Source organism: Streptococcus gallinaceus, from assembly GCF_024170225.1.
GTDB lineage: Bacteria > Bacillota > Bacilli > Lactobacillales > Streptococcaceae > Streptococcus > Streptococcus gallinaceus.
In genome coordinates this window covers 302,594-315,513 of sequence record NZ_JALJXU010000002.1, presented here as the reverse complement: position 1 = coordinate 315,513, position 12,920 = coordinate 302,594, and the positions used below count along the sequence as shown (strand labels likewise).

The 12,920-nt window shown below is 40.4% G+C and carries 13 protein-coding genes; all 13 read right to left on the bottom strand.

The annotated features are described in order from the left end of the window. Positions 1 to 11 precede the first annotated feature (11 nt). Positions 12 to 986, bottom strand: coding sequence for an ABC transporter substrate-binding protein (locus J2T50_RS04015; RefSeq protein ID WP_253363975.1), 975 nt, complete (start codon positions 984 to 986; stop codon positions 12 to 14). A gap of 15 nt (positions 987 to 1,001) precedes the next feature. Continuing rightward, positions 1,002 to 1,961 carry an ABC transporter substrate-binding protein gene (locus J2T50_RS04010; protein WP_253363973.1) on the bottom strand — a complete coding sequence of 320 codons (960 nt, stop codon included), beginning with the start codon at positions 1,959 to 1,961 and terminating at the stop codon, positions 1,002 to 1,004. 469 nt (positions 1,962 to 2,430) lie between these two features. Next, positions 2,431 to 3,399: a substrate-binding domain-containing protein gene (locus J2T50_RS04005; protein WP_253363971.1), complete on the bottom strand. Its 969-nt coding sequence runs from the start codon at positions 3,397 to 3,399 to the stop codon at positions 2,431 to 2,433. Positions 3,400 to 3,458: 59 nt separating this feature from the next. Further along, a complete protein-coding gene (locus J2T50_RS04000) occupies positions 3,459 to 4,379 on the bottom strand; it encodes an ABC transporter permease subunit (protein WP_435533066.1) in 921 nt (306 codons plus the stop codon). Positions 4,380 to 4,401: 22 nt separating this feature from the next. After that, entirely contained in the window at positions 4,402 to 5,880 is a 1,479-nt protein-coding gene (locus tag J2T50_RS03995; RefSeq protein WP_253363967.1) for a sugar ABC transporter ATP-binding protein, read from the bottom strand. Positions 5,881 to 5,895: 15 nt separating this feature from the next. Beyond that, positions 5,896 to 6,294 carry a D-ribose pyranase gene (rbsD, locus tag J2T50_RS03990; RefSeq protein WP_253363965.1) on the bottom strand — a complete coding sequence of 133 codons (399 nt, stop codon included), beginning with the start codon at positions 6,292 to 6,294 and terminating at the stop codon, positions 5,896 to 5,898. Next, the gene (gene rbsK, locus J2T50_RS03985; protein ID WP_253363963.1) at positions 6,269 to 7,180 is read right to left on the bottom strand and encodes a ribokinase; all 912 of its coding nucleotides are present in this window, start codon (positions 7,178 to 7,180) and stop codon (positions 6,269 to 6,271) included. The genes rbsD and rbsK overlap by 26 nt, the downstream gene beginning before the upstream one ends. After that, a complete protein-coding gene (locus J2T50_RS03980; RefSeq protein ID WP_253363961.1) occupies positions 7,173 to 8,159 on the bottom strand; it encodes a LacI family DNA-binding transcriptional regulator in 987 nt (328 codons plus the stop codon). The genes rbsK and J2T50_RS03980 overlap by 8 nt, the downstream gene beginning before the upstream one ends. A 158-nt stretch (positions 8,160 to 8,317) precedes the next feature. After that, positions 8,318 to 8,656: a YlbF/YmcA family competence regulator gene (locus J2T50_RS03975; protein WP_253363960.1), complete on the bottom strand. Its 339-nt coding sequence runs from the start codon at positions 8,654 to 8,656 to the stop codon at positions 8,318 to 8,320. A gap of 11 nt (positions 8,657 to 8,667) precedes the next feature. Further along, positions 8,668 to 9,768: a prephenate dehydrogenase gene (locus J2T50_RS03970; protein ID WP_253363959.1), complete on the bottom strand. Its 1,101-nt coding sequence runs from the start codon at positions 9,766 to 9,768 to the stop codon at positions 8,668 to 8,670. A gap of 68 nt (positions 9,769 to 9,836) precedes the next feature. Further along, the gene (gene aroC / locus J2T50_RS03965; protein ID WP_253363958.1) at positions 9,837 to 11,003 is read right to left on the bottom strand and encodes a chorismate synthase; all 1,167 of its coding nucleotides are present in this window, start codon (positions 11,001 to 11,003) and stop codon (positions 9,837 to 9,839) included. Beyond that, positions 11,004 to 11,678, bottom strand: a complete 675-nt coding sequence (gene aroD, locus J2T50_RS03960; protein WP_253363957.1) for a type I 3-dehydroquinate dehydratase — start codon at positions 11,676 to 11,678, stop codon at positions 11,004 to 11,006. Continuing rightward, on the bottom strand, positions 11,675 to 12,838 hold the full coding sequence (locus tag J2T50_RS03955) for a class I SAM-dependent rRNA methyltransferase (RefSeq protein ID WP_253363956.1): 1,164 nt from the start codon (positions 12,836 to 12,838) through the stop codon (positions 11,675 to 11,677). Before J2T50_RS03955 ends, aroD begins: the two co-directional genes overlap by 4 nt. Between the last annotated feature and the right edge of the window lie 82 nt (positions 12,839 to 12,920).

Genomic DNA, 12,920 nt, shown 5'->3' with positions numbered 1-12,920 from the left:
ATTGTTCTCCTCTATTTCTTATCATCCAATTTTTCAATCATTTTTGTGTCAATTTCCAAGGCTTTGGCCATTTCTTCATTGACCTTAATCTTGATGACTTCTGGTCCTTGAACTGGCATATCAGCAGGATCTGCTCCTTTTAAGATTTCAACAGCCATTTTCCCAGCTTGCTGACCTAAGACATAAAAGTCAACTCCGTAGGTAAAGAGAGCTGCCTGACTTGAATTTTCATCACTACCAATTGCTGGAATTTTTTTACTCTTTAAGACTTCTCCAATGGTAGACGCCGTAGAAGCAACCGTGTTATCTGCTGGCAGATAGATGGCATCTACTTGACCTGCTAGAGAGGTAATGGCTTGTTGGACATCGTTGCTTGATGTAATGGTCTTTTCAACAGGCTCCACACCTGCTTTTTTCAAGGCAGCAATGGCTAATTTTGCTTGGGATTCCGAGTTAATTTCGCTCGAATTATGAAAAATTCCTACTTTTTTAGCATTTGGTGCCACTTTTAAAAGCAATTCAATCTGCTTAGCAACATCCATCACATGACTTGAACCTGTCATATTCCCACCAGGTTTCTTAAGCGAATTCACCAGTGAAGCCGCCACAGGGTCATAGATGGCTGTGAAGACGGTTGGTGTCTCGGTATCCACATTTAACAGTGACTGGGCTGCCGGTGTGGCAATGGCTAAGTTCAAATCATTTTTCCCTGCAAGCTGTTCTGCCATAGTTTGCAAGCTTGCTTGATCACCTTGGGCATTTTTGTAGTCGATGCTTAGATTTTTTCCTTCTTCATAACCGGCATCCTTCAAAGCTACAATAAATCCTTTTCGCGAAGTGTCCAGTGCATCATGCTCCATGTATTGTAAAATACCAATTTTTACATCTTCCTTAGCTGCTGTTTCCTTCTTCTGGCTACATGCTACCAGCGCTAGACTACCCCAACCGACTAATCCTAATGTGACAAATTTTTTCCATACTCTCATACAATCTCCTCATCGCTACTTCAACGCCTTAATCGTAGCTACATCAAAACCAAGTGCCATAGCCATGTCTTCATTGACAGCGATAGCTGCTGTTTTTGGCTTTTGAACAGGAACCTTACTTGCTTTTTCTCCTTTGAGTAACTTAGCAGCCATCTGACCGGCTTGAACACCGATTCCATGGTAATCCACACCGTATGTGAAGAGAACTCCTTCTAGGTAAGCCTCGTCACTTCCGATGGCAGGGACTTTTTTAGCTTTTAGAACTTCTCCGATAGTGGAGGCTGTAGAAGCTACTGTATTGTCCGTCGGCAAGTAAATAGCATCTACTTGACCGGCTAGCGAAGTCATCACTTGTTGCACATCATTGGTGGTTGTAACAGTTTTTACCAGCACCTTTACGCCAGCTTTTTCCAATGCTTTTTGAGCTGCTTCTGCCTGAACTTGCGAATTTACTTCGCTTGAGTTATAAAAAATTCCAACTGTCTTGGCGCTTGGCACAACTTTCAGAAGCATCTTGATTTGACCAGCTACATCTGTCGCATCAATCGAACCCGTCATATTCCCACCAGGTTTCTCCATGGAATCAACCAATCCAGCTGAAACGGGATCCGTCACGGCTGTAAACACCGATGGTGTATCCGAATCAACATTAAGCAAAGCTTGTGCTGCTGGTGTTGCAATGGCAAAATTCAGATCATTTTTACCCGCCAACTGCTCTACCATGGTTTGAAGATTGGCTTGATCTCCTTGGGAATTTTGGTAATCAATCTTCAAGTTTTTACCTTCTTTGTAGCCATCTTCTCCTAAGCCTTCTACAAAACCTTCACGCGCAGCTGTTAGGGCGCCGTGCTCTGCGTATTGGATAATTCCTACGCTGACCTGTTCAGACTTATCTTTGGAAGAACCCGAACAAGCCGCCAAACCAAACGCGGATACGAGTAGAAGAGAGGCAAGAGTAACTTTTCTAAATTTCATTGTAAAATCTCCATTTCCTGTTCATGTGAAATCAACAAACTCAAATAGGAATTGTATAAAAATAAGGACCGTTAGATAGAAATCCAAACGGTCCTTATATTTTGCTGTAAATGAAAAACAGAAAAATCATCTCAGTGCCCGTTTAGATTTCATCTAGTGGGCACAGCTTAAACAACCACAGCCACATAGATACAAACTTTCGTTTATGTGTTTGCATCCATGTAAACATGTCTACAAACACTATCTAAAGTAGCTGTAGTAATAAGAATGCTTGGCTGTTTTAAGCTGACAATTCTGACTCATCTGAGTTTCTCTCTTTCTCATTTTTTATGTTAGTAAAATAATAAAACTTTTCAATCGGTTTGTCAAGGATTTTTATGAATAAATTTACCTTTTTTTGAATAGAGGTGCTAGATAATGCATAAAGTCCCCATGCTATTAGGCATGAGGACTTTTTCTCTAGAAAATCTTACCAGTTATATTGGTCAACATTATCTTTAGTTACGAGATAAATCGGAGACACTGTTATTTTTTCTACTTTTTTACCTTGATAATGATCAATAGCAGCTTGGATAGCAATTTCACCCATTTTTGCTGGCTGTTGTGCAACTGTCGCTGAAATATCACCTTTCTTAATTGCATCGTGGGCATCTGGTTGTCCGTCGATACCAACAATTAAAACATTTTGCAAACCAGCAGACTTAACCGCTTGTGCTGCACCTAAAGCCATTTCATCATTTTGAGCAAAGATGACTTGTACATCTTTGTTTCCTTGAATCATATTTTGAGCAGTATTCAACGCTTTAGCTCGATCAAAATTAGCTGACTGACTTGATAAAACATTTAATTTTGATTTTGCAATAGCATTGAAACCTTTGCCACGGTCAACAGTTGCTGATGCACCAGGGACACCTGACAATTCAAATGCCTTAGCTTTTTCACCCAATTCTTTGACAATATAGTCAGCAGCCATTTTCCCAGCTTCTACGTTATCAGAGGCCACAGTTGTCAAAACTTCTCCACCCTCACTGCCACGGTCAATCAAAATGACAGGAATATTCGCCGTATTAGCAGCTTTTATCGCTGTCACGATGGCTTTTGAATCTACGGGGTTAATCAAGATAGCATCGACATTCTGACTAATAAAATTCTGAACATCATCTGCCTGACGAGCTGCATCGTCTTGAGCATCCGTTACTTTTACTGTCACTGATTCTTGACTAGCAAATTTATCAATTCCGTCTTTCATTGCAACAAAGTAGGGATTATTAGTTGTAGATAAGGATACTCCCAACTTCAAATCCTTAGCTTCTTTTTTAGTAACTTCTTTGCTAGCTTGACCAGAAGAATTACCAAGTCCTGTTTTTCCGCAAGCGCCGAGAGTTAAGATAAGTGTTAAACCTAGAGCCAAAATGCTTAATTTTTTTCCAAATTTCATGGGGATACTCCTTTATAATGTGTATTCGTATGAAAGTTATTCTTATACGAATATCGAGTTTATTTTGCTACTTTCAAACGATCAAGTAAAACGGCAATTAAAATTACAATGCCTTTAACAACTTGTTGCCAGAATGCTGAAACACCGATGATATTCAAACCATTATTTAAAACACCGATGATGAGGGCCCCTATTAAAGTCCCCAAAATACGTCCTTTCCCTCCTGAAAGAGATGTTCCACCAAGTACGACTGCCGCAATAGCATCCATTTCATAGCTAGCACCCGCAGTTGGTTGTGCTGAATTGAGACGTGATGTGATAATCAAGCCTGAAATAGAAGCCATCATACCAGAAATGGTATAGATGATAATTTTAACTTTGTTTAACTTAACACCTGAGATATACGCTGCTTTTTCATTGCCTCCTAGAGCGTAGACAGATTTCCCAAAAGCTGTTTTGTGCAACAAAATATACAAAATAACAAATGTTAGAAACATAAGAATAACTGGGAATGGAATGCCTACAACATACCCCTGACCTAAAAATTGAAAGAGGAAGCTATCTGATAGGCCTTCTGTAATTGGATTCCCATTTGAATAAACTAGGGTTGCTCCTCTAAAAATCGTCATGGTTGCAAGGGTGACAATAAACGGTGCTAATTTCCCAAAAGAGATAAAGAGACCATTTAACATTCCAAATATCCCCCCCATACAAACTGCTAGAACAATTGCCAGACCAACAGGCATACCTTGACCAATCAATCCTGCGCTTAAGGCACTTGATAGGGCTAAAATCGATCCGACGGACAAGTCAATTCCCCCTGTCAAGATAACAAAGGTCATACCAAAAGCAATAAATCCATTTGCTGTGACTTGTAAGAGTAAGTTCAGTAAATTATTGGTCGTTAAAAAGTTTGGGTTGAGAAAAGTGATGACTATCATCAATGCAATTAAGGCTATCAAAGTGGTCAACTCTGGCATATTTTTTACGATATTTTTCAACTTATTTTCCTCCTGTTGCTAGTTGCATAACTTTTTCTTGGCTAGCCTCATCACGACTTAACTCGCCGTTTATTTTCCCTTCGTGCATCACCAATATACGATCGCTAACGCCCAATACTTCTGGTAAATCAGAAGATACCATGATAATCGGCACTCCTCTATCCGCCAATTCATTCATGAGCTGATAAATTTCACGCTTAGCACCAACATCTACGCCACGCGTTGGCTCATCCAAAATCAGAACCTTCGGCGCAATACCAATCCATTTCGCTAAGACAACCTTTTGTTGATTACCACCAGATAGATTTCCCACCTCTAACTCTGGTGTCCCTGATTTAATCGCTAGACGATCAATCAATTTTTGAACAAAGATTCTACTTGTCTTTTCATCAAAAATCCCATGCTTGCTAAAATCCTTAGTTGAGGGTAAAGTCATATTGTCCTTGATACTGAAATCTAGCACTAAACCTTCGTCTTTTCTATCTTCTGTCAAAAAACCTACACCGTGCTGGATAGCTTGGTAAGGATTTGTGATTGTAACTGCTTTTCCATCAATTTTGATAATACCTGACGTTTTACTATCAATTCCGAAAATAGCTCGCATGACCTCGGTGCGACCAGCTCCCATCAGGCCAGAAAATCCAAGAATTTCTCCTTTTCGTATCTTAAAAGATACATTAGAAAACGCTGTACCAGAAAGATTTTCTACTTCGAAAGCAACTTCTCCAATTTCAGATTTCTTTTCTGGATAATAATCTTCCAATTCTCGACCAACCATTTTTTTAACCAATTCATCAGGATCTGTTAATATAGTTTCTTTGGTATCGACGACAATTCCATCTCGCATAACAGTGATTAAATCAGTAATTTTAAAGATTTCTTCCATTCGATGAGAAATGTAAACAATCCCTACCCCCTCTTTTTTCAGGCTATTAATGACTTGGAATAGATGCTCTGTTTCACGATCCGTCAAAGCTGCTGTCGGTTCATCCATTATCAGAATAGACAGTTGATTCAACAAGCTCTTTGCAATTTCAATCATTTGTTGCTGACCAACAGATAGCGTACCGATAGCAACATCTAGAGGAATCATTACCCCCAATCGATTGAAAGCCTCTTGCGCCTTTTCTCTCATCTTTTTTTCCTGCAACAAACCAAAACTGTTTTTAATTTCACGTCCCAAGAACAGATTTTCTAGAACAGTCATGTCAGGCCAAGTATTCATTTCTTGATGAATAAAACTAATCCCAAACTCTTCGGCTTCCTGAGGATTTGAAAATGTTCGTTCTACACCATCAATTACAATAGTCCCTGAGCTTGCTGGAAAAAGACCTGTCAAAATATTCATTAGGGTTGACTTGCCAGCCCCATTCTCCCCCATTAGAGCATGAACTTGCCCAGACTCTAATGTCAAATCAATTTTCTCCAATACATGATTGGAACCAAATGATTTGGAAATATCCTTCATGTTAATTTTCATGAATAAGTGTCCTTTCTAGAGGATGACTCCTGATTGTAAAATGATATTAGAGTACGGTGTATTCTCACCCGTTCGGATAATCGCTTTTACTTCTTTATTTCTATTTTTTAACTCCTCATGGCTAACATATTCAACCTCTACATCAGCATCTAATTTTCCTAAGATGGCTGTTAACTGTTCTGGGTTAGCCGTTTTAATTTCTTCTGCTAGGATGACTTTTTCAACCAAGATATGCTCTAAATAAACGTCCAATACCTCTTGAAACTTGGGATCACCCACTTTCAAAGCAAGATCGATTTTCTGCGTTTCACTCGGTACTGGTAAACCTAAATCTCCGATACACACTCGGTCTGTATGTCCCAAGTCATCCGCTAGTTTTGCTAAATCACTATTCAAAATTCCAGTTTTTTTCATAATATGAACTCTCTTTCATTTCTTTCATCGTTGGCATACCTCCCTGCGCACCAAATTTTTGGACAGACAAATGAGAGGCTAGTGTAGCAAATTTTAGAGCTTCAAAGACTGGAAGACCTTGAGATAAACCATATCCAAACGCTCCGTTAAAAGTATCTCCTGCTCCTGTTGTATCAACTGGTTTCGTTTTTAAAGCAGGAATCTGATGAATTTTTTTTCCATCTGAGTAGATAGAACCTCGTGTTCCTAGAGTTACGATTAATTTCTCTGGATATTGCTCTAGTAATTCTTCAAGTGATTCGTCTGGGAATAATTCCTGACATTCATGTTCGTTAGGAGTAAAGTAATCCACAAAATCCAACAACTCTAGGTCTGTTGACCGAGCAGGTGCAGGATTATAGAGTATCTTAATACCGTGTTCCTTACAAAATACTGCAATTGCACGATTTGCTTCATGCGGAATTTCATTTTGCAAAACCACTAACGCTGCATTCTCAAATGCTTGCCATTCGTTCGTCCAATTCTTTGGATCAACTTCACCATTGGCTCCTGGACAATAGATGATACGATTATCATCATTGTAAAGAGTAATTTGAGCTACACCTGAAGATTGTGGTACCGTTCCCACATTGCCCACAGAAATATTGTTATCCTTTAAATTTTGTAATAATACTGAGCCAAATGAATCTTGTCCAACTGATCCTAGCATGATAATTTCATCACCAACTTGACTCAAGCGACCGATAGCAACAGCTTGATTTGCCCCCTTTCCACCGGGAACCATGGAGAAACGTTGACCAAAAACTGTTTCCCCCTCTAGTGCAATGCGGTCTGTTTCCATGACCAAATCCATGGAAATACTACCAATAACAACTATTTTACTCATCCTTTTCCCTCCTAACTGTTTCGCGTTCAACATAATGAACAGGTAATTTAATCCGATTTTCTTGTACAGGCAACTGATTTGTAATTTTATAGATTAACTCGGCTGCCTTTTGTCCCATCTTATAGGATGACTGATGGATCGTTGATAGGGCAGGATAAACAAAACGGCTCATCAAAATATCATCATATCCTACAATTTGAATATCTTCTGGAATACGCTTGCCACAATTGAGTACCTCGTGGATATAACCGATAGCATGAATATCCGAAGGTGCAATAATACTATCAATATCTGGGTGTATAGCTAATTGTTCCCTAGCCTCCAGCTGAATCTGGTCAAAGTCAAAACTGCTACTATCACAAATCGAAAATTTAGCCTGATGTTTCTCAAGAAAATCATAACTCCCTTGAAAACGTTGGTTCAAATTTTCCGCTTTATCCAAGGGTCCTCGAACAAGTAAAATATGTCGAGAGCCAGCTTGCCAAACAGCTTCAGCTGCCAAGCGTCCACCAGCTTCATTGTCCGAAAAAACGCCATACTGGGTTTCTTGAGTGACCCTATCTACAACAACAACAGGTATCGAAATTTCGGGATATTCTTTTGTAAAATCATGAGTTGTGATAATTCCAGCTGCATTACATTGCAATAGAACATTTAGATACTCCTCTTCTAGTTGTCCTTTATTGTTGGTATTTCCTAGCATGACACGATAGCCTTTTTCCTTAAGAAATTCCTCTACTCCACGCGCCAATCTTGGAAAGAACGGGTTTGATATATCAGGTAAAAGTAATCCAACTAACTGATTTTTTTTCGTTTTTAATGATTGAGCCATAAAATTCGGAACATAATTAAGTTCTCTTATCGCTCTTTCAATGTCCTGGGCTGCCTTTTGACTAACATAACCATTTTGAGAAATGTATCTAGAAACAGTGGAAGTCGAAACTCCTGCTGTTTTAGCAACTTGCCGTATTGTAGTCATATCTCCTCTTTTCTAAAAACATGGGAACGTTCTCATATTTTGAATTGTAACCGTTTTCTCTGATTTTGTCAACCATTTTTAAAAATTTTTTTGAAATAATGGAACAACAATAAAAAAGCAGGATAAGAATTTAACTCTATTCCTGCATTCTGTAGCCATCACAACAAATCTTGCAATGGTTTAAAAATTAATTTTTCTAGGTCAGAAACGTAGAGGGATAGCTGTTGCTGTTTGGTGAAATATTCGGTCAAGATAGGGTTACCTTCGATTTGACGGCCGAATTCTTGCATTTTTGCTTGCAAGTCGCTAGATGGCATTTGTCCTGATTGCAACACAGCTTGGATTTCTTGCTGGAAATCCATATAAGCCGCAAAAATTTGCTTGGCTTCTGGATTAGCTTCTACAGCTTCTTTTGCAAGCTCCACTACCTTGTACTCTGGTAATTGGCGGATTGCACGCTCTAATTGATTTGCGATATCATAGATATTTGTTGACATAATGGTTCCTCCTAACCAATAAAGACTTGGTAGTCTGTATTTTCACGAACAACTCTAGCTGCACGTTCCAAGTCCTCTTTATTTTTAAATGTAATTTGTAAAATACCGTTGATGTCTTCTCGGTTTTCTTCATTGATACGAATATTGACCACAGATGTCCCGCGCAATAATTCCAATATCATGAGAATCACATCTTCTTCATCCGGCACATTGATGAAAATGTCGTAGAATGAATCCACTCCCGCTCGTTTATGAATTTCCATCTCCTTACGAGTCCGACTTCCCTGGTCAAAGAATGCCCAAATCGCATCCTCGTCGCCGGCGGCAATCTGGGCTGCGACTTGAGACAGTCTTGCCTGAAATTCTGTTATCCGCTCCAAAATTGCTTCTTGATTGGTCATGAGAACGCTCGTCCACATGCCAGGTTCACTTTCTGCAATCCGTGTCATATCGCGAAAACCACCCGCCGCAAAATTATTGGTGAAGGGATGGTCACCAGCATACTGACCAGCTTGATTCATCAAACTAGAAGCCAAAATGTGGGGAAAATGAGAAATTTGACTGGTAACTCGATCGTGCTCCTGAGCATCAATTTCAATAAAGCGTGCCTTGAGACCAGATAGGAGATCCATCAAACGAGGTACCGCATCCTTTTTGGTTAATCGGCTTGGTGTGAAGATAAAATAAGCATTTTCAAAGAGAAGAACATCCGCCGCAATGGCCCCCGTCTTATGACTCCCTGCCATAGGATGACTTCCGATAAAGTTGGCCGTCTCTGGCAAGTAGCGCTCAGCAGCTGCGACAATTTCCGCCTTGGTCGAACCCGCATCTGTAATCAGGGCTGTATCTTTGAGTGGCAACTGCCCTAATTCCTTCAAAAAGGCAATGGTCTGCTTAATGGGCACCGCCAAGATAATCACATCGGCTTGAGGTACAAATGCCGCAAAATCATCCGTTGCTTCATCCACCATATTGCTTTCCAGTGCAATCGTTCGTGATGCTTCACCGCGGTTATAACCCAAAATACGGTAATCAGGATGGTCACGACGGATTCCCAAAGCAAGCGATGCTCCAATCAAACCCAGTCCTGCTATATAAATTGTCTTGGTCATCTGACCTCCTTTTATTTCCATGTTCACCATATAGTAGAACACTCCGAGTAGGTTCTACCCAGAGTGATTTAGAAATGTTTTACGTAGTCACGGTAAGCTGCAACAGCTTCTTTCAACTCTTCCATATTATCCGAAGAGAATTTCTCCAGTACTTCTGTTGCGATGACGGTTGCGACAACTGATTCCATAACCACACCCGCAGCTGGAAGAGCCGTCGGATCTGAGCGCTCAACCGTTGCCTTGTAAGGCTCATGTGTTTCAATGTCTACTGACATCAACGGTTTATAAAGAGTTGGAATAGGCTTCATGACACCACGAATGATCAGCGGCTGACCATTGGACATGCCACCTTCAAAACCACCAAGATGATTGGTACGGCGGGTATAGCCATCATCTTCATTCCACAGAATTTCGTCCATGACTTCAGAGCCCTTACGGTAACCAGCTTGGAAACCAACTCCAAACTCAACTCCCTTAAAAGCATTGATAGACACAACTGCTTGCGCCAACTTGCTATCTAGTTTTTTATCCCATTGGACAAATGAACCTAGACCAGCTGGAACACCACCGACAATTGTCTCGACAACACCACCAATGGTATCTCCTTCACGCTTAATTTGGTCAATATAATCTTTGATTTCCTGCTCACGTTCTTGGTTGACAACTGAAATTTCCGACTGACTAGCCAATTCTTTGATTTGGAAAACCGTCAGATTTTCAGGTACATCAATTTCCTTGCCACCAAAAACAACAACATGATTGGCAATTTCCATGTCTAGTTCCGCCAAAATCCGCTTGGCAACTGCACCAACAGCCACACGCATGGTCGTTTCACGCGCTGATGAACGTTCTAAAGAATTTCGCAAATCATCGAAGCGATACTTGATTCCTCCGACCAAATCTGCATGACCTGGGCGTGGGTGTGTAATCCGACGTTTGCTTTTTAGCTTGTCCTCGATGTCTTCAACAGACATGATTTCTAGCCATTTTTGGTGGTCCTTATTGGTTACATTGAGTGTAATGGGAGCTCCTGTCGTTTTTCCATGACGGACGCCTGATGTGATTTCCACTTGGTCAGTCTCAATTTTCATCCGACCGCCACGGCCATAACCGCCTTGACGACGTTTCAGGTCCGCATTGATATGGTCTGCAGTCAGAGAAAGCCCTGCTGGCACTCCTTCGATAATCGCTGTTAAACGTGGTCCATGGGATTCACCCGCTGTCAAATACCTCATCTAGTTCTCCAATTCCTCTAAGAATTTTTTCATGTTCGTCAGGGAAATCTGACCTGGTGCGCTAGCCTCATCCAGACTAGCAAATGACCAGCATGATCCTGTCAAGACACCCGCCAAACGTGATAGTTTCCCTAAGTTCCCCATAGACATGGTTGCGTAAGACTGCTCCATATTCAGCGTCTTAAATCCACGAGTATAGTTCATGACATCCAAAACATCTTGCTCCGTCTTAGGCATAACGGCCATTTTCACCACTGCTGGTGAGAAGCTCGTTAACTCAGACATGATTTCCATGTAATTCTCTGGTGTTTCTTGAAAATTATGGTAACTCAAAACCAGATTTGGAAATTCCATCATTTCTTCAAAGACTTCTTTGTGAGAATAATACTCAAAATCAATAAACTCTGGCTGATAGAGACTAGCAACTTCCTTAATCAAGGAAATGTAATCTGCATCTGAGATGTCCAACAAGCCGCCTTCACGACTAGTCCGAAGCGTAAAAATAACTTCACGACCAACCAACTTCTCAAAAACCGCTGGTGCAACCCGTAAAATATCTTCCTTAGGAAGGTAGTCTGCACGCCATTCAATCAAATCAGCGGCAGCAAGACGCCCCATATCAAGCGCTTCAACATCTTCCATACTTCGTGGCATAATCGGTACGACTATCTTCATTTTTCTACCTGTATCGTAAATACCTTGAGGTAATTACTACTTTCATCATTTTTATTAACTGCAAAATCAGCAGGTAAGCGATTGGTTTGTAAATAGCGGAATTTGGTTTTGCCAAATCCTTTTTGTAATTCTTTTTTGAACTTCTCAGGTGTTAGATTGGACGCATTTGTAGATGCGACAATAATACCATTTGGATTTAAAATGCCCAAAGCTTGTTCAATCAAGCGATGGTAGTCTTTAGCAACTGAAAAAGTTTGTTTTTTATTGCGAGCAAAACTCGGTGGGTCAATCACGATGACATCGTAAGAAAGTCCTTTTCGTTTAGCATAACGGAAATACTCAAAGACATCCATAACAACAAATCGGTGATTGTCTAGTGGCAATCCATTAGCTACAAAATGCGCTTCTGATAGCTCTCTCGAACGTTTGGCCAAGTCAACAGATGTCGTCTCTACAGCGCCTCCCATGGCTGCTGCCACAGAAAAAGCTGCTGTATAGGAAAACATATTGAGAAGGGACTCGCCTAAGGCCAAACCATCCACCAAGCTTCCACGAACCTCATGTTGATCTAAAAAGATACCTGTCATGAGACCATCGTTCAAAAATACTTGGTAGTTGACGCCATTTTCTTTCACTAAAAATGTCTCAGGCGCTTCATTTCCGTATAAATGTGCAGATTCAAAACCAAGCCCTTTAAAACGAATTTTTTCATAAGCTCCCAGAATCTGTGGAAACTGCGCTTGAAATGCCTTGAGAATCATCTCTTTTTGTGAGTATATAAATTCATTATACCATGTAAAGAGCGCATATTGGTCATAAAAGTCAATGGTCAAACCACCAAATCCATCTCCATCCTGATTAAAAAGACGATAGGCTGTTGTCAACTCTGATTGAGCATAGTGTTGACGTTTGGCTTCTGCTTTGGAAAATAAATCCTGGAAGAAGGCGGGATTGGCTGTAAATTGTTGAGATGAAATCACCCATCCAATTCCTTTATTTTGCTGAGAAAGGTAGCCCTGCCCCATGATTTTTCCACTTTCATCAGACAAACGGACATACTGATTGCTAACAGGAAGAGAGAGGACATCTGACTCTTCCAAGACACAGATGCCTTGCTTGATTTTCCTTTGACCAATTCGATTGAGTTTTACTGTTTCCATAAACTACATTATAACAAATTCACTAGTATATCTCAAAAAAACTTTTGTAGTTCATGGTCCAATAAAAAGTGTGGTATAATAG